This window comes from Pseudomonas sp. JC1203, from assembly GCF_056175065.1.
Genome location: NZ_JBWCAM010000026.1, coordinates 1 through 21,019 on the forward strand (window position 1 = coordinate 1; position 21,019 = coordinate 21,019).

Sequence of the window (21,019 nt, forward strand, 5' to 3'; positions counted from 1 at the left end):
AGCAATCGTTGGTTACATCTTTGATTTCTCGCGGAGTAACTTATGATGCTGATAATCTTTTTGACTATCAGTCTGAGTCACAAGCACCCACACGAATTGCTTGATTCAATTGTTAAAGAGCGGTTGGCTGATTCTTTCGTCTCAACCGAGGCGCGCATTCTACGCTTTCCTCAGAGTCTGTCAAGCGTTTATTTTGAAGTTTTTCAGAATTTCTCTTTCAGCTTCAACCACTTGACTCGCTTCGATCTCTCGTTAGCGGGAGGCGAATTCTACAGCAACCTGCGTTACTGTCAACCACCTTTTTCACCGCTTTCGACGTTAAGATCGAAACCTTTCGGAGCTGCTTACTTCGGTTAACTCTTTGAAACTCAAGGAGTTTTCCGTTTCGGTTGCGCCGGAAGTGGGGCGAATTATAGAGAGATCTGGGGGCAGGTCAAGGGTTAATTTCGAGGAATTGTCCTTAAAGTCAAAAGCATCCGGCAAACCACCGTATCAAGGCCACCAGGTGCATGCCGAGGGATCTTCAAGCCTCATGACATCGAGCGCCGCCCGCGCGGCGCGACCCGGCCTAACGGCCGGTGCTACCCGTTTGTTTCGGGCCAATTATGTCAGTGGCATCTCCCGGGTCCCCTTGGTGGTACTAATGGAGATTTGCAGTGACACAAAAAGGCGGGCCTCGCGGCCCGCCCTTCTCTTACCCTACAACCTTAGAGGCTGGGGAACGCAAACTGCGACGCCTCATGGCTCGCCCGCTGCGGCCAGCGCTGGGTGATTGCCTTGCGCCGAGTGTAGAAGCGCACCCCGTCCGGGCCATAGGCATGCAGGTCGCCAAACAGCGAGCGCTTCCAGCCGCCGAAGCTGTGGTATGCCACCGGCACCGGCAGCGGTACGTTCACGCCGACCATGCCCACTTCAATCTCGTCACAGAACAGGCGCGCCGCTTCACCGTCACGGGTGAAGATGCAGGTGCCATTGCCGTATTCGTGGTCGTTGATCAGCTTCATCGCCTCTTCCAGGCTGTCCACCCGCACGATGCACAGCACCGGGCCGAAGATCTCTTCCTTATAGATGCGCATTTCAGGGGTGACGTTGTCGAACAGGCAACCGCCCAGGAAGAAGCCGTCTTCATTACCCGGTACTACCAGGCTGCGGCCGTCCACCACCAGCGTGGCGCCAGCCTGCACGCCGTCTTCGACATAACCGGCAACCTTGTCACGGGCCTGGCCGGTGACCAGCGGGCCCATGTCCAGGCCGCAATTGGTGCCGGCACCGATTTTCAGCGCCTTGATTTGCGGCACCAGCTTCGCCACCAGGGCGTCAGCCACCTGGTCACCCACGCACACGGCTACCGAGATAGCCATGCAGCGCTCACCGCACGAGCCGTAGGCCGCGCCCATCAGCGCGCTGACGGCGTTGTCCAGGTCGGCGTCGGGCATCAGCACGGCGTGGTTCTTGGCGCCGCCCAGTGCCTGCACGCGTTTGCCGCGCTTGGTGCCTTCGCTATAGATGTACTCGGCGATTGGCGTCGAGCCTACGAAGCTCAGGGCTTTGACTTCCGGCGCCTGGATCAGCGCGTCCACCGCCACCTTGTCGCCGTGCACCACGTTCAGCACGCCAGCAGGCAAGCCGGCTTCCAGCAGCAGTTGGGCGATGAACAGCGTGGAGCTTGGGTCGCGCTCGGACGGCTTGAGGATGAAGCAGTTGCCGCAGGCGATGGCCAGCGGGTACATCCACAGCGGCACCATGGCCGGGAAGTTGAACGGGGTAATGCCGGCGACCACGCCCAGGGGCTGGAAGTCGGACCAGGCGTCGATGTTCGGGCCGACGTTGCGGCTGTACTCGCCCTTGAGAATTTCCGGCGCGGCGCTGGCGTACTCGACGTTCTCGATGCCGCGCTTCAATTCACCAGCGGCGTCTTCAAGCGTCTTGCCGTGCTCTTCGCTGATCAACTGCGAGATCTTCGCTTCGTTCTGCTCCAGCAACTGCTTGAAGCGGAACATGACCTGGGCGCGCTTGGCTGGCGGAGTGTTACGCCAGGCCGGGAACGCAGCCTTGGCCGAGTCGATGGCTTGCTGCACGGTTTGCAGGTCGGCCAGCTGGAGCTTGTGGATAACCTGGCCGGTCGATGGGTTGTAGACGTCGGCAGTACGGTCGCCGCCGGAAACCAGATCGCCATTGATCAGGTGCTGAATGCTGCTCATGTGAAACTCCTGGAATAGGTGCCAGGGAGCGGCTCGTGCCGCTCCCTATATATAGAGGGATCAGTCGATGGCGTTCAGGGCCTGGCCAACGGCATCGAACAGGCGGTCCATGTCCTGGGCCTTGGCGTTGAAGGTTGGCCCGAACTGCAGGGTGTCGCCGCCGAAGCGCACGTAGAAGCCTGCCTGCCACAGCTTCATCGACGCCTCGTAGGGGCGGACGATGGCGTCACCGTCGCGCGGGGCGATCTGGATGGCGCCGGCCAGGCCGAAGTTGCGGATGTCGACGACGTTCTTGCTGCCCTTGATGCCGTGCAAGGCTTTCTCGAAATGCGGCGCCAGTTCGGCGGCCTGCTGCACCAGGCTTTCCTTCTGCAATAGGTCCAGCGCGGCCAGGCCGGCGGCGCAGGCTACCGGGTGGGCCGAGTAGGTGTAGCCGTGGGGGAATTCCACCGCGTACTCGGGCGTGGCCTGGTTCATGAAGGTCTGGTAGATCTCGGTGCTGGCGATCACCGCGCCCATGGGGATGGCGCCGTTGGTGACTTGCTTGGCGATGCACATCAGGTCCGGGGTAACGCCGAAGGTGTCGGCACCGAACATGTTGCCGGTACGGCCGAAGCCGGTGATCACTTCGTCGAAGATCAGCAGGATGTTGTGCTGGGTGCAGATCTCGCGCAGGCGCTTCAGGTAACCCTTGGGCGGCGGCAGCACGCCGGCGGAACCGGCCATGGGCTCGACGATCACCGCGCCGATGTTCGAGGCATCGTGCAGCTCGATCAGCTTGAGCATTTCATCGGCCAGCGCAATGCCGCCCTCTTCCGGCGCGCCCTTGGAGAAGGCGTTGCTGGCCAGCAGGGTGTGCGGCAGGTGATCGACGTCCATCAATTGGCCGAACATCTTGCGGTTACCGTTCACGCCGCCCAGGCTGGTGCCGGCGACGTTCACGCCGTGGTAGCCACGGGCACGGCCGATCAGCTTGGTCTTGGTGGCCTGGCCTTTCAGGCGCCAGTAGGCACGCACGATTTTCACCGCTGTGTCGCAGCACTCGGAACCGGAGTTGGTGTAGAAGACGTGGTTCAGCTCGCCGGGGGTCAGCTCGGTGATTTTCTCGGCCAGCTGGAACGACAGCGGGTGGCCGTACTGGAACGCCGGGGAGTAGTCCAGCACGCCCAACTGGCGCGCCACCGCTTCCTGGATTTCCTTGCGGGTGTGGCCGGCGCCACAGGTCCACAGCCCGGACAGGCTGTCGTAGATCTTGCGGCCCTTGTCGTCCGTCAGGTAGCTGCCCTCGGCGGCGACGATGATACGCGGGTCGCGCTGGAAGCTGCGGTTGGCCGTGTAGGGCATCCAGTGCGCGTCGAGTTTCAGCTGGCTGGCGATTCCGTGCGGAGCGTTTTCGGGCAAGTTCATTCGTGCAAGACCTCGAATCGGAAGTAACGAGTGTTGTTGCAGCTACGTTGTCACGGCGATAAAGTCTGGAAAATCCTGTTTTTCCAATCTTTGGTTAGGCGATGACTAAACTATGAGCCGACGTCCCGATCCCCTGGCGCAGGTCAGCGATTTCGACATTCGCCTGCTGAAAATCTACCGCAGCGTGGTGGAATGCGGCGGCTTCTCTGCGGCCGAGAACGTGCTGGGCATTGGCCGCTCGGCCATCAGCCAGCAGATGAGCGACCTGGAGCAACGCCTGGGCCTGCGCCTGTGCCAGCGCGGCCGCGCCGGTTTTTCGCTGACCGAGGAAGGCCGCGAGGTCTACCACTCGGCGCTGCAACTGCTGAGCGCCATCGAAAGCTTTCGTACCGAGGTCAACGGCCTGCACCAGCACCTGCGCGGCGAGCTGAACATCGGCCTCACCGACAACCTGGTGACCCTGCCGCACATGCGCATTACCCACGCGCTGGCCCAGTTGAAGGACCGCGGCCCGGACGTACGCATCCAGATCCGCATGATCGCCCCCAGCCAGGTGGAACAAGGCGTGCTCGACGGCAGCCTGCACGTGGGCGTGGTGCCCCAGGCCAGCCCGCTGTCGGGACTGGAATACGCACCGCTGTATAGCGAGCGCTCGCTGCTGTACTGCGCGGTGGGCCACCCGCTGTTCTACGCCGCCGACGCCGACCTGGATGACCAGCGCCTGAACGCACAGGACGCTATCGCCCCGACCTTTCGCCTGCCGGCAGATATACAGGCGCACTACCAGGCGCTGCATTGCACCGCCAGCGCCTCGGACCGCGAGGGCATGGCGTTCCTGATTCTCACCGGGCGTTTCATCGGCTACCTGCCCGACCACTACGCCAGCTTCTGGGTGCAGCAAGGGCGGCTGCGCGCGCTTAAACCAGCGGAGCGGTTCTACGACTTGAGCCTGTCGTGGGTAACGCGCAAAGGCAGGCGCCCACATTTGGTGCTGGAGAGCTTCCTGGAAAGCCTGGCGGCCACACGCTAGTGCACGTTGCTAGCAACCGAGTGCCATTGGAACCTCGCCGACGCGGCCGTAAAAACTTTTAATCCGTTGATTTACAAGGGCTACAGGTTAAACAGCCATTTCAAACCTGAGCAGTTGGACAGCTTTTTGCAACAGGACGTGTCATCCGATACACGCCCCGTGCCGAGAGCTTCCCATGCCACCAGAATCATCGTCGCCCAACGAACTGATCTACGGTCTGAATGATCGCCCCAACCCCATGGCCGCCGTACTGGCCGCGCTGCAGCATGTGCTGGCCAGCTTCGTCGGCATCATCACCCCGCCGCTGATCATCGGCTCCGCCCTGGGCCTGACCGAGCACCTGCCCTATCTGATCAGCATGGCGCTGATGGTGTCGGGCGTAGGCACTTTCATCCAGGCACGTCGGCCATTCGGCATCGGCGCTGGCATGATCTGCCTGCAGGGCACCAGCTTCGCCTTCCTGGGCGCGGTGCTATCGGCCGGCTTCATGGTCAAGCAGCGCGGCGGCAGCCCCGAGGACATCATGGCGATGATTTTCGGCGTGTGCTTCTTCGGCGCCGCCGTGCAAATCGTACTCAGCCGCTTCATCGGCCAGTTGCGCCGGGTGATCACGCCACTGGTGACCGGCATCGTCATTACCCTGATCGGCATCAGCCTGATCAAGGTGGGCATGACCGACCTGGGCGGCGGCTTCAACGCGCCAGACTACGGCGCCCCCGGCAACCTGGCCCTGGGCGCGTTCGTGCTGCTGGTGATCATCCTGCTCAACCGTTCGAGCACGCCGTGGGTGCGCCTGTCGGCCATCATCATCGGCCTGGCAGTGGGCAGCATCGCCGCCTGGTTCACCGGCAAACTGGTGCCCCAGGCGCTACCGCCCCTGCCGCTGGTGAGCCTGCCGATCCCGTTCAAGTTCGGTTTCAATTTCGACTGGGCGGCGTTCTTCCCGGTGGCGCTGATCTACCTCATCAGCACCATCGAGACGGTCGGCGACCTGACCGCCAACTGCATGCTCTCGCGCCAGCCCATCAGCGGCCCCACCTACATTGCCCGGCTCAAGGGCGGCGTGTTGGGCGATGGCATCAGCTGCATGCTGGCGGCCACGTTCAGCGCCTTCCCCAACACCACCTTCGCCCAGAACAACGGCGTGATCCAGCTGACCGGTGTAGCCAGCCGCTACGTGGGCCTGTACATCGGCGCGATCCTGTTCCTGCTGGGCCTGGTGCCGGTGATTGGCGCAGTGCTGCAGCAGATCCCGAAACCGGTGCTGGGCGGCGCCACCCTGGTGATGTTCGGCAGCGTCGCCGCTGCGGGTGTGCGCATCCTGGCCCAGGGCCCGCTGGACCGCCGCAACATGCTGATCATCGCCACCTCGTTCGGCGTCGGCCTGGGCGTGGCGGCACAACCGACCCTGCTGCACCTGTTGCCCAAGCTTGTGCAGAACCTGTTCGATTCAGCCATCACCAGCGGCGGCATCACTGCCTTGGTCATGTGCCTGCTGCTGCCCGAGGGCAAGCCTGTGGCCACTACGCCGGCGGTTGAAAGCGAAGGACTTGAAACTCGCGTTTGAAGGTTTTCCGCGCCAGGCCTTGTCTGGATCGTGTGGGTGCGTTATCAACGCATCACGATGCACCCATACGATCTGTTCGGAACCGCCCATGACCCTCGAAGTCCCTGCGCACAGCGCCCATGCCACCGGCAAACCAGCCAGCCGTATCCGTCAGAAGAACGAAGACACCATCATCAAGGCCGCCGAGGACGAGTTCGCCCGCCACGGGTTCAAGGGCACCAGCATGAACACCATCGCCCTCAACGCCGGGCTGCCCAAGGCCAACCTGCACTACTACTTCACCAACAAACTGGGCCTGTACATCGCGGTGCTGAGCAACATCCTCGAACTATGGGACAGCACCTTCAACACACTGACCGTGGACGATGACCCGGCCCAGGCGCTGACCCGCTACATACGCGCAAAAATGGAGTTCTCCCGGCGCCAGCCGCAGGCTTCGCGTATTTTCGCCATGGAGATCATCAGTGGCGGCCAGTGCCTGAACGAATATTTCAGCCAGGACTACCGCGCCTGGTTCCAGGGCCGCGCCGGGGTGTTCCAGGCCTGGATCGACGCCGGCAAGATGGACCCGGTAGACCCCGTGCACCTGATTTTCCTGCTGTGGGGCAGCACCCAGCACTACGCCGACTTCGCCACCCAGATCTGCCGCGTCACCGGCCGCACGCGCCTGACCAAGCAGGACTTCGAAGAGGCCGGCGAGCAATTGACCCGTATAATCCTCAAAGGCTGTGGCCTCACCCCTGTCCAATGACTGTTTGCGCGGATTTGCCCTGAATGCCCTCGACCCTGCTCGGCCCTTGCGAATTTCGTGAAGAAATCCGCAAGAGCCGCTTCATCACCCTCGCCGCCCCCATCACCAGCGTGGCCGACGCCCAGGCGTTTCTCGACCAGCACAGCGTGCCCGACGCCACCCACAACTGCTGGGCCTGGAAGCTGGGCGAGCAATACCGTAGCAACGACGACGGCGAGCCAGGCGGCACAGCGGGCCGGCCGATACTTGCGGCTATCGAGGCGCAGGATTGCGACCAGGTGGTGGTGCTGGTGATTCGCTGGTACGGCGGCATCCAGCTGGGCACCGGTGGCCTGGCCCGCGCCTATGGGGGCGGCGCCAACAAGTGCCTGCAACAGGCGGAAAAGCGCGTGCTGGTGAGCCGCATCGCCGTGACCTGCTCGTGCAGCTTCAGTGAGTTGGCCCTGGTGAAGCTGCGCGTGGCCGAACTGGACGGGCTGGTGGTGCAGGAAGACTTCACCGCCAATGGCGTGGACCTGCAACTGGCCCTGGGCCGCGAGCTTGTACCGCGCTTGCAGCAGCAGCTGGCCGACCTGAGCCGCGGCCGTATCCTCCTGGAACTGCCCCCCACCCCGTAGCAGCTGCCGATGGCTGCGTCATGGCCCTGACGCGGCCTGCGGCCACTGCTACGTGGACTGAGTAAAACTGCCCACATCTACTGTGCACCCGGTTGTGGATAAGCTCTGCGCAACCAGCTCCAGCCCTTGTGGATCAAGGCCTGCAGGCTTCTGTACGTTATTTGATCAATTAGCTTATCCACAACGGAAAACAGCGCTCGATCAAACACTTATGCACAGTTATCGCCATTCGAAGATAGCCCGCCAGGGCTTATATCCAGCTTTTGCCCTTGCACACAAAAACTGTGGAGCACTCTGTGGATAACCCGTGCAAGCCTGCGCCAGCCGCAGGCTGCACGGCCTGCACAGGCAGCTGATCATTTTTTAACCAGCACGATTTCGATGCGCTCCTCCCTGCGCCGCCCTGGCTTGGTGCCCTCGCCTCAGGGTGAAAACCGCAGAAACGCAGGCGCCACGCTTTTCCTGACCCATTGGCCAGGAAATTGCTTATGCACCAGCGTCCCATTCCAACCGAGCCTGTCATGTCCAACCCTGCGAACACCCCGCGCCTGCAACTGCGCGCGATCAGCAAGCGTTACCCCGGCTGCCTGGCCAACGACAGCATTGACCTGAGCATCCAGCCCGGCGAGATCCGTGCGCTGCTGGGCGAGAACGGCGCCGGCAAAAGTACCCTGATGAAGATCATCTACGGCGTGACCCAGGCCGACAGCGGCAGCGTGCTGTGGCAAGGCCAGCCGGTGCACCTGCGCAACCCGGCCCAGGCGCGGCAACTGGGCATTGGCATGGTGTTCCAGCATTTCTCGCTGTTCGAGACCCTGACCGTGGCGCAGAACATCGCCCTGGCCATGGGCCCGGGGCAGACGCCGGCGCAACTGGAACCGAAGATTCGCGAGGTATCGGCACGCTACGGCATGCCGCTGGCCCCTGACCGCCTGGTGCACAGCCTGTCCATCGGCGAGCGCCAGCGCGTGGAGATCGTGCGCTGCCTGATGCAGGACATCCGCCTGCTGATTCTCGACGAGCCCACCTCGGTGCTCACCCCGCAGGAGGCCGACGACCTGTTCGTGACCCTGCGCCGCCTGGCCGCCGAGGGCTGCAGCATCCTGTTCATCAGCCACAAGCTGGGCGAGGTGCGTGCCTTGTGCCATAGCGCCACGGTGCTGCGCGGCGGCCGCGTGTCGGGCCACTGCGTGCCAGCCGAATGCAGCGACCTGGAACTGGCGCGGCTGATGGTGGGCGACGCCGAAGGCCTGGTGGCGCAGTACCCGAAAGCCGAGGGCGGGGCAGCGTTCCTCAACGTCACCCAACTGAACTGGAGCAACCTCGACCCGTTCGGCTGCTCGCTGCAAGGCGTCAGCCTGCAGGTGCGCAGCGGCGAGATCGTCGGCATCGCCGGTGTGGCCGGCAATGGCCAGGACGAACTGCTGGCCCTGCTCAGTGGCGAGCAGCGCCTGAAAAGCCGCGCCACTATCTGCTTCGGCGGCGAACCGGTGGCGCACCTGCGCCCGGACCAACGCCGTGCCCGCGGCCTGGCGTTCGTGCCAGCCGAGCGGCTGGGCCACGGCGCGGTGCCGGACATGAGCCTGGCGGACAATGCCCTGCTCACCGCCTTTCAACAGGGGCTGGTGAGCAAGGGCATGGTGCGCACCCGCAAGGTGCTGGCCCTGGCCGACGAAATCATCCGCCGCTTCGCTGTGAAAACCCCGGATGCACAGGCCGCCGCCCGCAGCCTGTCGGGCGGCAACCTGCAGAAATTCATCCTGGGCCGCGAGATTCTCCAGCAACCGCGCCTGCTGGTGGCCGCGCACCCCACCTGGGGCGTGGACGTGGGCGCGGCTGCCACCATTCACCGCGCGCTGATTGCCCTGCGCGATGCCGGCGCGGCGATCCTGGTGATCTCCGAAGACCTGGATGAACTGTTCCAGATCAGCGACCGCCTCGGCGCCCTCAGTGGCGGCCGCCTCAGCGCCCTGCAGGCCACGGCGCACACCACCCAGGTGGAACTGGGCGGCTGGATGGCCGGCCGCTTCGCCGACACCTCATCCCCCACCCCTGCCCTGGCCGGTTAACGGAGCCTTCCATGTTGCTTTCCCTCGAACCCCGCGGCCAGCAGTCACGCCTGATGCTCTGGTGCTCGCCGTTGCTGGCCGCGCTGCTCACCCTGGGCTGCGGCTCGCTGCTGTTCAGTGCCCTGGGCCTGGCGCCGCTGCATACCTTGCACACCCTGCTGATCGAACCCATCAGCGACCTTTATGGCGTCAGCGAACTGCTGGTGAAGGCGCTGCCCATCCTGATGTGCGCGCTGGGCCTGGCGGTGGCCTACCAGGCGCGCATCTGGAACATCGGCGCCGAAGGCCAACTGCTGATCGGCGCGTTGGGCGGCAGCGCCGTGGCGGTGAACATCATCGGCATGGACAGCCGCTGGGCGCTGGTGCTGGTGCTGCTGGCCGGCACCCTCGCCGGTGCCGCCTGGGCCGGGCTGACCGCCTGGCTGCGCACGCACTTCAACGCCAATGAAATCCTCACCAGCATCATGCTCAACTACATCGCGCTGAACCTGCTGCTGTATTTCGTCCACGGCCCACTGCGCGACCCCGCCGGGTTCAACTTCCCGCAATCGGCCATGTTCGGCGACGCCAGCCGCCTGCCGCTGGTGTTCGAAGGCGGGCGCCTGCACGCCGGGCTGTACTTCGCCCTGCTGGCGCTGGTGGCGGTGTGGGTGTTGCTGCAGAAAAGCTTCCTCGGCTTCCAGGTCAAGGTGCTGGGCCTGGACCAGCGCGCCGCCGGCTTCGTCGGCTTCCGCGAGAAGCGCCTGGTGTGGCTGGCGCTGTTGATCAGCGGTGCCCTGGCCGGCCTGGCCGGGGTGTGCGAAGTCACCGGGCCCATCGGCCAGCTGGTGCCGCAGGTGTCGCCCGGCTATGGCTACGCCGCTATCACCGTGGCCTTCCTTGGCCGTCTGAACCCCATCGGCATCGTGTTCTCCAGCCTGCTGATGGCGCTGCTGTACCTGGGCGGCGAGAACGCGCAGATGGCGATGAATCTGCCCCAGGCCATCACCGAACTGTTCCAGGGCCTGATGCTGTTCTTCCTGCTGGCCTGTGACGTGCTGATTCTCTACCGCCCGCGCCTGAACGTGCGCTGGGCCCGCCGTACCAATGCGGTCGCCACCGCTGGAGCGCTGTGATGGATATTGATCTGCTGAGCAACATTCTTTTCGCCATGGTGCGCTGCGGCACGCCGCTGCTGCTGGTGGCCCTGGGCGAATTGATCTGTGAAAAGAGCGGCGTGCTCAACCTGGGCCAGGAAGGCATGATGCTGTTCGGTGCGGTGGTGGGCTTTATCGTCGCCTTCAGCAGCGGCAACCTGTGGCTGGGCGTGGTGCTGGCGATGGTGGCCGGCATGCTGCTGTCGTCGTTGTTCGCGCTGGTGGCGCTGGTGTTCAACGCCAACCAGGTGGCCACCGGCCTGGCGCTGACGATTTTCGGCGTGGGCCTGTCGACCTTTGTCGGCGCCGGCTGGGTGGGCAAGCCGCTGACCGGCTTCGACCCGGTGGCGATTCCGTTCCTCAGCCACCTCCCACTGATCGGCCGCATGCTGTTCGCCCAGGACCTGCTGGTGTACCTGTCGTTCGCGCTGTTCGCGCTGGTGGCCTGGGTGGTGCTGAAGACCCGCGTGGGCCTGGTCATCCAGGCCGTGGGTGAAAGCCCCGACGCGGCCAGCGCCATGGGCCTGCCGGTGCTGCGCGTGCGCACCCTGGCGGTGCTGTTCGGCGGCGCCATGGCGGGGTTGGCGGGGGCGTACCTGTCGTTGGCGTACACGCCCATGTGGGCGGAAAACATGAGTGCCGGCCGTGGCTGGATTGCCCTGGCGCTGGTGGTGTTCGCCAGCTGGCGGGTGTGGCGCGTGCTGCTGGGCGCCTATCTGTTTGGCCTGGCGAGCATCCTGCACCTGGTGGCACAGGGGGTCGGCCTGTCGATTCCGTCGAACCTGCTGGCAATGCTGCCGTACGTGGCGACGATCGTCGTGCTGGTGCTGCTGTCCCGCGACGGTGTGCGCACGCGGTTGTATGCGCCGGTGTCGCTGGGGCAGCCCTGGCAGCCTGGGCGGTGATTGTGGGAGCTGGCTTGCCAGCGAGTTTTTAAAATCTCGCTGGCAAGCCAGCTCCCACAGATTATGCTGATGCTCTTTGCCTGCCAAAGGACATCCATCATGAGCAAGAACGCATTGATCATCGGCGCCTCGCGTGGCCTGGGCCTGGGGCTGGTGCAACGCCTGCGCGAAGACGGCTGGAACGTCACCGCCACGGTGCGCAACCTGCGCACCGCCGACGCCCTGCAGGCGGTGCCTGGCGTGCGCATCGAGAAGCTGGACATGGATGACGCCGGCCAGCTGGCGGCGCTGGCGCAGACGCTACAGGGCCAGACCTGGGACCTGCTGTTCGTCAACGCCGGGGTCAAGGGCCCCAACGACCAGAGCGTCGACAAGGTCAGCCCCGAAGACATCGGCGCGCTGTTCTACACCAATGCCGTGGCGCCGATCCGCCTGGCCAACCACTTCAAGGACCAGGTCCGGCCCCAGGGCGGCGTGATCGCCTTCATGAGCTCGGTGCTGGGCAGCGTGACCATGCCCGACGCGCCGGAACTGGCGCTGTACAAGGCCAGCAAGGCAGCGCTGAACTCCATGACCAGCACCTTCGTCGGCAGCCTGGGCGACACCGCGCTGACCGTGCTCAGCCTGCACCCGGGTTGGGTGAAAACCGACATGGGCGGCGAAGGCGCGGAAATCGACGTACAGACCAGCACCCGTGGCCTGGTAGACCAGGTCAATGCGTATGCCGGCAAGGGCGGCCATCACTTCGTGAACTATCGCGGCGAGACCATCCCTTGGTAATATGCCCACGCGCCTGACGGCGCCCCTGGATCAGCAGACAGGGCAATCACTGAGCTGGCTTACCTCAATCAACTGACAGAGGAGCCGGCTCATGCCCGCACCCCGTATCTGGATCAAGAACCCCCTGGCCCTGTTCACCGGCAACGACCTCGATGGCCGTGGCGGCCTGGTGCTGCAGGACGGCCTGATCCGTGAAGTATTGGCCGCCGGCCAGCAACCGTCGCAACCCTGCCAGCAGGTCTTCGACGCCCGCGAGCACGTGGTGCTGCCGGGGCTGATCAACACCCATCACCATTTCTACCAGACCCTGACCCGCGCCTGGGCGCCGGTGGTCAACGAGCCGTTGTTCCCCTGGCTGAAGACGCTGTACCCGGTATGGGCGCGGCTGACCCCGGAAAAGCTGGCGCTGGCCACCAAAGTGGCACTGGCCGAACTGCTGTTGTCGGGCTGCACCACGGCCGCCGACCACCACTACCTGTTCCCTGACGGCCTGGAGCAGGCCATCGACGTGCAGGTGGAGGTGGTGCGCGAGCTGGGCATGCGCGCCATGCTCACCCGCGGCTCCATGAGCTTGGGCGAAGCCGACGGCGGGCTGCCGCCGCAGCAGACGGTGCAACAGGGCGAAGTGATCCTGGCCGACAGCCAGCGGCTGATCCAGCGCTACCACCAGCGTGGCGCCGGCGCGCAGGTGCAGATCGCCCTGGCGCCCTGCTCGCCGTTCTCGGTCACCCCGGAAATCATGCGCGCCAGCGCCGAACTGGCCGAAGAACTTGACGTGCGCCTGCACACACACCTGGCGGAAACCCTGGACGAAGAGGACTTCTGCCTGCAGCGCTTCGGCCTGCGCACCGTCGACTACCTGGACAGCGTCGGCTGGCTGGGCCCACGCACCTGGCTGGCCCACGGCATTCATTTCAACCCCGACGAAATCGCCCGGCTGGGCGCCGCGGGCACCGGCATCTGCCATTGCCCCACGTCGAACATGCGCCTGGCCTCGGGCATCTGCCCCACCCTGGACCTGCTGGCGGCCGGCGCGCCGGTGGGCCTGGGCGTGGACGGTTCGGCGTCCAACGACGCCTCGAACATGATTCTGGAAGCGCGCCAGGCCTTGTACATCCAGCGCCTGCGCTACGGCGCCAAGGCCATCACCCCCGAGGGCGTGCTGGGCTGGGCCACCCGTGGTTCGGCGCGGCTGCTGGGGCGCGATGACATTGGCGAGCTGGCAGTGGGCAAGCAGGCCGACCTGGCGCTGTTCAAGCTGGACGAACTGCGTTTTTCCGGCAGCCATGACCCGTTGAGCGCGCTGTTGCTGTGCGCGGCGGACAAGGCCGACCGGGTAATGGTGGGCGGCGTGTGGCGGGTGGTCGATGGCCAGGTTGAAGGGCTGGATGTGCAGGGGCTGATCGCCGATCACCGCCAGGCGGCCGCGGCGTTGATTGGGTAAACCACCCCGCTAAAGCCCCAGGCACGCCAGCATGATGAACGTGGCGAACAGCACGAAGTGGGTCATGCCCTCGATCGCGTTGGTCTCGCCGTCGTTCAGGTTGATGGCGCTGACCACCAGGGTGATGGCTATCATCACCGTCTGCACCGGGGTCAGCGCCATCTGGAACGGCTGGCCGGTGTACAGCGCCATGGCCTCCATCACCGGCACGGTGAGGATCACCGTCGACAACGACGCCCCCAGCGCCACGTTGACGGTGGACTGCATGCGGTTGGCCAGGGCCGCCCGCAGGGCAGTCAGAATCTCGGGCGCCGCCGAGATGGCGGCGACGATAATCGCCATCAGCACTGGCGGTGCGCCGCTGCCTTCCAGGCCGTAATCCAGTGTCTTGGACATCACCTCGGCGAGCGCACCAATCACGAACACGCCGAAAATCAACGTGCCGATCGACAACGGCAGGTTCACCGGCGCCGGCTGCGCATTCGTGCCCTGGCGGCGTTTTTTCTTCGGGTAGCTGTAGCTGAAGAAATAACTGTGCGGGCCCACCTGCATGCGCAGGAACACCGTATACAGAATCACCGTGGCGCCAATGGTGAACGCCGAATAGAGCTTCCAGTTCGCTTCGGGAATGAACTCGGGCACCACCATGGAGATGCCCATGGCGGTCATGATCATCACCCCGTAGGAGCGTGCGGAATCGTCGTTGTACACCTGCTCGCCGTGCTTGATGCCGCCCATCAGCGCGCACAGGCCAAGGATGCCGTTGATGTCGAGCATCACCGCCGAATAGATGGTGTCGCGCACCAGGGTGGGCGAGGCCTCGTTGCTCATCATGATCGCCAGTATCACCACCTCCACCAGCACCGCCGACAGGGTCAGGATCATGGTGCCGTAGGGATCGCCAACCTTCTCGGCCAGCAGCTCGGCGTGCTGGGCCACCTGCACCGAGGCGCACACCACCGCCACCACCAGCACAATGCCGGCCAGCAGCGCCACGCCGTGGCCATGGCCCATCAGCCAGGGCTCCAGCGGGTAGGCCGCGCAGGTGACGATCAACGCCAGCAGCAGGTATTTCTCTTGCTTGAATAAGGTCAGCATCGGGGCGCCCGGCGTTTGTTCGTTGAGTAGTGACTGTAGACCGGGGCAGATGGTTTCCTTCGCACCAGTACAAAGCAGGCGGCAACAACCTGCACCGATGTGCTTCTGTGGGAGCTGGCTTGCCAGCGAGCGGTTGGGGGCCAAAAGCTCGCTGGCAAGCCAGCTCCCACAATCGCAGAGGCTTTGTTGTCCTGTTGGTCAATTTTTTGCATTGGCCTGCTGCACACACAACAACATGGAGCTTCGCCACACATGCACACACGCCCGTTGAAGACGCTGTTGGGGACACTGGCCGCCGCTATCGGCCTGGCCACCAGCCTGGCGGTCAGCGCCGCCGACCCGCTGAAGATCGGTTTCGTCTACGTGGGCCCTATCGGCGACCACGGCTGGACCTACCAGCACGAGCTGGCCCGCAAGCAACTGATGGAAAAGATGGGCGACAAGATCAACACCACCTACGTGGAGAACGTGCCTGAAGGCGCCGACGCCGAGCGCGTCATCCGCAACATGGCCAAGGACAAGTACGACCTGATCTTCAGCACCTCGTTCGGCTACATGAACCCCACCGCCAAGGTCGCCCAGCAGTTCCCCAACGTGATCTTCGAGCACGCCACCGGCTACAAGCAGGGCAAGAACCTGGGCACCTACCTGGCCCGCACCTATGAAGGCCGCTACGTGGGCGGTTTCCTGGCGGCGAAGATGACCAAGACCAAGAAGATCGGCTACGTGGCCTCGTTCCCGATCCCTGAGGTTATCCGCGACATCGACGCCATCCAACTGGCCCTGAACAAGTACAACCCGGGCACCGAGCTGAAAGTGGTGTGGGTCAATTCCTGGTTCGACCCGGGCAAGGAAGCCGACGCCGCCAACGCCCTGATCGACCAGGGCGCCGACGTGATATTCCAGCACACCGACAGCCCCGCGCCCATCCAGACCGCCGAACGCCGCGGTGTCTACGCAGTGGGCTACGCCTCGGACATGGCGCACTTCGGGCCCAAGGCCGTGCTGACCTCCATCGTCAACAACTGGACCCCGTATTACACCCAGACCACCCAGCACGTCATCGACCACAGCTGGAAGTCGGAAGACTACTGGGGCGGCCTTAAAGACGGCACCGTCGAACTGCCCATCAGCGACATCGTTCCCGCCGACGTGAAAGCCGAAGCCGAGAAGCTGATCGCCAGCATCAAGAGCGGCGAGTTCCAGCCCTTCACCGGCCCGATCAAGGACCAGACCGGCGCGCTGAAAATTCCTGCCGGCAGCTCCGCCACCCTGGCCGACCTTGCCGGCATGAACTACTACGTGGAAGGCCTGAGCGCCAAGCTGCCCCAATAACAATGAAGCGGGCCGCCCCGCCGGCGGCCCCACAGGACCCTGCAGATGGACACACTCCCGATCATCGACATTGCCCCGCTGTACGCCGCCGACCGCGACGGCTGGCTGGGCGTTGCCCAGGCCATCGACCGCGCCTGCCGCCAGTGGGGCTTCTTCTACATCAAGGGCCACCCCATCAGCCCGCAGCGCATCGAGGCGCTGCAACAGGCAGCGAAAACCTTCTTCGCCCAGCCCCTGGCCGACAAGCTCAGCATCGACATCACCCAGACCCGCCACCACCGAGGCTACGGCGCCATCGCCACCGAGCAGCTGGACCCCAGCCTGCCCAGCGACCTGAAGGAAACCTTCGACATGGGCCTGCACCTGCCGGCCGAGCACCCGGACGTGCTGGCGGAGAAACCCTTGCGCGGGCCCAACCGCCACCCGCAATTGCCAGGCTGGCAAGCGTTGATGGAAACCCACTACAGCGACATGCAGGCCCTGGCCCAGACCCTGCTGCGCGCCATCGCCCTGGCCCTGGACATTGACGAGGACTTTTTCGACCAGCGCTTCGAAGACCCGGTCAGCGTGCTGCGCATGATCCACTACCCGCCACGCCAGACCGCCAGCTCCCCCGAGCAACAGGGCGCCGGTGCCCATACCGACTATGGCTGCATCACGTTGCTGTACCAGGACAGCGCCGGCGGCCTGCAGGTGCGCAACGTCGATGGCCAGTGGATAGACGCGCCGCCCATCGACGGCACCTTCGTGGTCAACCTGGGCGACATGATGGCGCGCTGGAGCAACGACCAGTACGTCTCCACCCCGCACCGGGTGATCAGCCCGCTGGGCATCGACCGCTACTCCATGCCGTTCTTCGCCGAGCCCCACCCCGACACGCGCATCGAGTGCCTGCCCGGCTGCCAGGGCATCGGCCATCCGGCCAAATACCCGGCCACCACCTGCGCGGAATTCCTGCTGTCGCGCTTCGCCGACACCTACGCCTACCGGCGCGAGCAGGCCGAGGCGATCTGAACCGGCTGGTCAGGTTATCGCTCCAACGGGCGATAACCTCTGTAGAATGCGGCCCATTGCACCTTAAGAGACACCTTTATGTACGATTGGCTGAACGCCCTGCCCAAGGCAGAACTGCACCTTCACCTGGAAGGTTCGCTGGAACCCGAACTGCTGTTCGCCCTGGCCGAGCGCAACAAGATCGCCTTGCCGTGGAACGACGTGGAAACCCTGCGGGCGGCCTACGCCTTCAACAACCTGCAGGAATTCCTCGACCTGTACTACCAGGGCGCCGACGTGCTGCGCACCGAGCAGGACTTCTACGACCTGACCTGGGCCTACCTGCAGCGCTGCAAGGCGCAGAACGTGATTCACACCGAACCGTTCTTCGACCCGCAAACCCACACCGACCGTGGCATTCCCTTTGAAGTGGTGCTCAACGGCATCACCCACGCGCTGAAAGATGGCCGCGAGCAACTGGGCATCGGCAGCGGCCTGATCCTCAGCTTCCTGCGCCACTTGAGCGAAGAAGAAGCCGAGAAAACCCTGGACCAGGCGCTGCCGTTCCGTGACGCGTTCGTGGCCGTGGGCCTGGACAGCTCGGAAATGGGCCACCCGCCCAGCAAGTTCAAGCGCGTGTTCGACCGCGCCCGTGGCGAAGGCTTCCTGACCGTGGCCCACGCTGGCGAGGAAGGCCCGCCCGAGTACATCTGGGAAGCCCTGGACCTGCTGAAAATCCAGCGTATCGACCACGGCGTGCGCGCCATCGAGGACGAACGCCTGATGCAGCGCATCATCGACGAGCAGATCCCGCTCACCGTGTGCCCGCTGTCCAACACCAAGCTGTGCGTGTTCGACCACATGAGCCAGCACAACATTCTCGACATGCTCGAGCGTGGCGTGAAGGTCACCGTGAACTCGGACGACCCGGCCTACTTCGGCGGCTACGTGACCGAGAACTTCCATGCGCTGTACAAAGACCTGGGCATGACCCAGGACCAGGCCAAACGCCTGGCGCAGAACAGCCTGGACGCCCGCCTGGTCAAGCCGTGACCTGAGTGACTGCACGTAGCAGCGGCCGCCAGGCCGCGTCGGACGCAACGCGGTGTACCTGCTGCACCGCGTATACCAGACGCAGCCTGGCGGCAGCTGCTACGCGGTTTCGGTCAACTCTTCCAGGGTACGCCCACGCGTTTCCACGCCGAACAGCCACACCACCAGCGCTGCCAACGCAAAGCACAACGCCCCCAGCGCAAACACCCCGCCCTGCCCCGTCAACGGAAACACCAAGCCGGTGACCATCGGCCCCAGCAGCGAACCCACCCGGCCAACGGCCGAGGCGAAACCCGAGCCCGTCGCGCGCGCCGACGTGGGGTACAACTCGGGCGTGTAGGTGTAGAGCACCGCCCACATCCCGAACAGGAAGAACTGCATCAGCAGCCCCGAGCCCACCAACAGCCCGACGTTGCCACCGAACACCGCGCTCTGGCCGTAGACAAAGGCCATGGCCCCGCCCCCCAGCAAGGTCACCACACACGTGGGCTTGCGCCCCCAGCGCTCCACCAGCCACGCCGCCATCAGGAAGCCCGGGATACCGCCCAGGGAAATCAGCACGGTGTAATACACCGACTGCGTCACCGCGAAGCCCGACTGTTGCAACAGCGCCCCCAGCCACGACGTCAGCCCGTAGAAGCCCAGCAACGCAAAGAACCACAGGCTCCAGATCATCAGCGTGCGCTGGCGGTAATACGGCGACCACAAGGCGGTGAACGCGGCGAAGAAACCGGTGGCCGCCGCCGGCTGGCGCGGCAGGGCCACAGGTTCGGGCAGTGGCCCTGCGCCCAGCGAACGCTGGACCCTGGCCTCGATGTGGGTCAGCACTCGGTCAGCCTCATCGTGCTGCCCGGAATGCTCCAGCCAGCGTGGTGACTCGGGAATGAAGAAGCGCACCGCCAGCACGAACACCGCCGGCACCGCCAGCACCAGGAAAATATCCCGCCAGCCAATCATCGGCAGCAGCCAGTAGGACAATACCCCGGCGGCGACGAAGCCCAGCGGCCAGAAGCCGTCCATCAAGGCGATGTAGCGGCCACGCTGGCGCGCCGGTATCAACTCGGAAAGCATCGACTGGGCGATCGGAAACTCCATGCCCATGCCGAACCCCAGCAACACCCGGAACAGCGTCAGGCTGTCCAGGTGCTGGGCGGTGGAACACAGGTAACTGGCCAGCCCCCACAACACGATGCTCCACTGGAACACCGGCTTGCGGCCGAACCGGTCGGCGAGCATGCCCGACAGCGAGGCGCCCACCACCATGCCAAAGAAACTGGCACTGGCCAGCACACCGGCCTGGGCGCTGCTCAGGCCGAACTCGGTTTTGATGGACCCGAGCAGGAAGGTCATCATCGCCAGGTCCATGGAGTCGAACAGGAACGCCAGGGCGATGACAATGAAAACCAGGCGATGATAGCCGCTGACAGGCAGCCGCTCCAGGCGCTCCGCCGCGCTGAATCGGTGAATGGGCATGGGTGCTCCTCGATGCTGTAGGCCTGCACCGAGTGTGCGTGATCGCCATGGGCGGCAATGTCTGACAGCGACCCATTGTGCCGCTGTGAACGACGCCGACAGCTCTGGGCTGCGGGCGCCGCGGCGGTGACAGGGCTAAACCACGTCCGGCAGGGGCACCTCGCAGGCGATCTTGGCGATCTCGCGCACGCCCAGTTGGGTCACCTGCAGCACGCGGGTTTCATCACTGATGCGCAGCCAACCCGATTGCAGGAATAACCGCAACAAGCTGGCGCCCAGCGCCCCACCCAAGTGGGGCCTGCTGTTGCTCCAGTCGCAGCAGGTGCAGACAGCATGATCCTGCTGGCGCGCCAGGGCCTGGATGTAGATACCCTGGGCCGCCAGGCGTTCGACACCCTTCTGCGTGACTTCCAGGCGGCGGTCGTGCCGCTCAAGCCAGGCGGCTTCCAGCAGGCGCCGCAGCAGTTCGGCCGCCAACTCGCCCCCCAGGTGGTCATGGCACAAGCGTGCCCGGCGCATGGACGGCGGTGCCGGCGGCAGGCTTGCCAGGGCCAGCCCGGCAGGTATGTCCGCACGGCCGGCGCACACGCTGGCGAGTGCTTCCACTGCGGTACCCACCTGCGGGGTGGCCAGGCGGAAGAAGCGTTTGCGCCCGCGCGCTTCAAGTTTCAGCAGGCCCCCGGCTGCCAACCGCGCCAGGTGTGCGCTGGCCGAGGAAGGCGTCAACCCTGCGAGCCTTGCCAGTTCTTCCGACCCACGGGCAGAACCGTCGATCAATGCCCAGATCATGGCGCTGCGCTTGGGGTCGGCCAACAGCATAGCGATCTGGCTGATGCTCGGTGCATGTTCCATGTAATAACTCCCTGTCGAAACATTCGCTTATTGATCACTGCGATCAGCAATCATTGAAACAGCTCCAACGAAAGAGGTTACAAGCGCCAATAGTCGGTAAACTCCCGACTATTCTGTGAGCAAGTTATTCACAAAAAAATGCCGCTCAAATGAATGAGGCACTCAGCGCCAAGGCTGTCCTCTCCCGGTGGTAATGGCTGCCCAGCCATTATAAGCGTACGAATTTGTACAACTAGGTATAAGACCCGGAGCGACGCCTCGGCTGTTGCTGTGTAGCCCAAGCAGGGCAATGGAAAGAGGGGAAATAA

17 protein-coding genes are annotated in these 21,019 nt (G+C 64.4%); 12 read left to right on the forward strand and 5 right to left on the reverse strand.

Going from position 1 to position 21,019, the window contains the following annotated elements; all coding sequences use genetic code 11:
• Positions 1 to 707: 707 nt before the first annotated feature.
• Both AC0SZ7_RS28510 and aptA read right to left on the reverse strand, forming a co-directional pair.
• Positions 708 to 2,201, reverse strand: a complete 1,494-nt coding sequence (locus tag AC0SZ7_RS28510) for a CoA-acylating methylmalonate-semialdehyde dehydrogenase (protein WP_475507518.1) — start codon at positions 2,199 to 2,201, stop codon at positions 708 to 710.
• 60 nt (positions 2,202 to 2,261) lie between these two features.
• Positions 2,262 to 3,608, reverse strand: a complete 1,347-nt coding sequence (gene aptA / locus AC0SZ7_RS28515) for an omega-aminotransferase AptA (RefSeq protein WP_475507519.1) — start codon at positions 3,606 to 3,608, stop codon at positions 2,262 to 2,264.
• Positions 3,609 to 3,720: 112 nt separating this feature from the next.
• Between aptA and AC0SZ7_RS28520 the strand changes: the two genes are divergently transcribed.
• The 9 genes from AC0SZ7_RS28520 to AC0SZ7_RS28560 all read left to right on the forward strand — a co-directional run bounded on the left by AC0SZ7_RS28520 (position 3,721) and on the right by AC0SZ7_RS28560 (position 13,907).
• Positions 3,721 to 4,638, forward strand: coding sequence for a LysR family transcriptional regulator (locus AC0SZ7_RS28520; protein ID WP_475507520.1), 918 nt, complete (start codon positions 3,721 to 3,723; stop codon positions 4,636 to 4,638).
• Positions 4,639 to 4,813: 175 nt separating this feature from the next.
• The gene (locus tag AC0SZ7_RS28525) at positions 4,814 to 6,205 is read left to right on the forward strand and encodes a uracil-xanthine permease family protein (protein WP_475507521.1); all 1,392 of its coding nucleotides are present in this window, start codon (positions 4,814 to 4,816) and stop codon (positions 6,203 to 6,205) included.
• An 88-nt stretch (positions 6,206 to 6,293) separates the two neighbouring features.
• Positions 6,294 to 6,956: a TetR/AcrR family transcriptional regulator gene (locus tag AC0SZ7_RS28530; RefSeq protein WP_475507522.1), complete on the forward strand. Its 663-nt coding sequence runs from the start codon at positions 6,294 to 6,296 to the stop codon at positions 6,954 to 6,956.
• 23 nt (positions 6,957 to 6,979) lie between these two features.
• On the forward strand, positions 6,980 to 7,573 hold the full coding sequence (locus tag AC0SZ7_RS28535) for an IMPACT family protein (RefSeq protein ID WP_475507523.1): 594 nt from the start codon (positions 6,980 to 6,982) through the stop codon (positions 7,571 to 7,573).
• A 521-nt stretch (positions 7,574 to 8,094) separates the two neighbouring features.
• The gene (locus tag AC0SZ7_RS28540; RefSeq protein WP_475507524.1) at positions 8,095 to 9,642 is read left to right on the forward strand and encodes an ABC transporter ATP-binding protein; all 1,548 of its coding nucleotides are present in this window, start codon (positions 8,095 to 8,097) and stop codon (positions 9,640 to 9,642) included.
• An 11-nt stretch (positions 9,643 to 9,653) separates the two neighbouring features.
• Positions 9,654 to 10,757 carry an ABC transporter permease gene (locus AC0SZ7_RS28545; protein WP_475507525.1) on the forward strand — a complete coding sequence of 368 codons (1,104 nt, stop codon included), beginning with the start codon at positions 9,654 to 9,656 and terminating at the stop codon, positions 10,755 to 10,757.
• Positions 10,757 to 11,683 carry an ABC transporter permease gene (locus tag AC0SZ7_RS28550; RefSeq protein WP_475507526.1) on the forward strand — a complete coding sequence of 309 codons (927 nt, stop codon included), beginning with the start codon at positions 10,757 to 10,759 and terminating at the stop codon, positions 11,681 to 11,683. The genes AC0SZ7_RS28545 and AC0SZ7_RS28550 overlap by 1 nt, the downstream gene beginning before the upstream one ends.
• Before the next feature lie 99 nt (positions 11,684 to 11,782).
• Complete coding sequence (locus AC0SZ7_RS28555) at positions 11,783 to 12,463, forward strand: SDR family oxidoreductase (RefSeq protein ID WP_475507527.1); 681 nt, start codon at positions 11,783 to 11,785, stop codon at positions 12,461 to 12,463.
• Between the two features lie 91 nt (positions 12,464 to 12,554).
• Complete coding sequence (locus AC0SZ7_RS28560; protein WP_475507528.1) at positions 12,555 to 13,907, forward strand: 8-oxoguanine deaminase; 1,353 nt, start codon at positions 12,555 to 12,557, stop codon at positions 13,905 to 13,907.
• Between the two features lie 9 nt (positions 13,908 to 13,916).
• Here the strand turns inward: AC0SZ7_RS28560 and AC0SZ7_RS28565 are convergent, their stop codons facing one another.
• The gene (locus tag AC0SZ7_RS28565) at positions 13,917 to 15,005 is read right to left on the reverse strand and encodes a calcium:cation antiporter (RefSeq protein ID WP_475507529.1); all 1,089 of its coding nucleotides are present in this window, start codon (positions 15,003 to 15,005) and stop codon (positions 13,917 to 13,919) included.
• 252 nt (positions 15,006 to 15,257) lie between these two features.
• Here AC0SZ7_RS28565 and AC0SZ7_RS28570 point away from each other — a divergent pair, with 252 nt between their 5' ends.
• The 3 genes from AC0SZ7_RS28570 (at position 15,258) to AC0SZ7_RS28580 (ending at position 18,386) form a co-directional block, all read left to right on the forward strand.
• A complete protein-coding gene (locus AC0SZ7_RS28570) occupies positions 15,258 to 16,340 on the forward strand; it encodes a BMP family ABC transporter substrate-binding protein (RefSeq protein ID WP_473005262.1) in 1,083 nt (360 codons plus the stop codon).
• A gap of 45 nt (positions 16,341 to 16,385) precedes the next feature.
• Positions 16,386 to 17,354 (forward strand): isopenicillin N synthase family dioxygenase, encoded by a 969-nt coding sequence (locus AC0SZ7_RS28575; RefSeq protein WP_475507530.1) that lies wholly within the window; start codon positions 16,386 to 16,388, stop codon positions 17,352 to 17,354.
• 78 nt (positions 17,355 to 17,432) lie between these two features.
• Positions 17,433 to 18,386 (forward strand): adenosine deaminase, encoded by a 954-nt coding sequence (locus AC0SZ7_RS28580; protein WP_416422279.1) that lies wholly within the window; start codon positions 17,433 to 17,435, stop codon positions 18,384 to 18,386.
• A gap of 99 nt (positions 18,387 to 18,485) precedes the next feature.
• On the opposite strand, the gene AC0SZ7_RS28585 is transcribed toward AC0SZ7_RS28580, so the two are convergent.
• Together AC0SZ7_RS28585 and AC0SZ7_RS28590 are read right to left on the reverse strand one after the other, a co-directional pair.
• Positions 18,486 to 19,859 carry an MFS transporter gene (locus AC0SZ7_RS28585; protein WP_475507531.1) on the reverse strand — a complete coding sequence of 458 codons (1,374 nt, stop codon included), beginning with the start codon at positions 19,857 to 19,859 and terminating at the stop codon, positions 18,486 to 18,488.
• 135 nt (positions 19,860 to 19,994) lie between these two features.
• Positions 19,995 to 20,711, reverse strand: coding sequence for an ArsR/SmtB family transcription factor (locus AC0SZ7_RS28590; protein ID WP_475507532.1), 717 nt, complete (start codon positions 20,709 to 20,711; stop codon positions 19,995 to 19,997).
• Positions 20,712 to 21,019 lie beyond the last annotated feature (308 nt).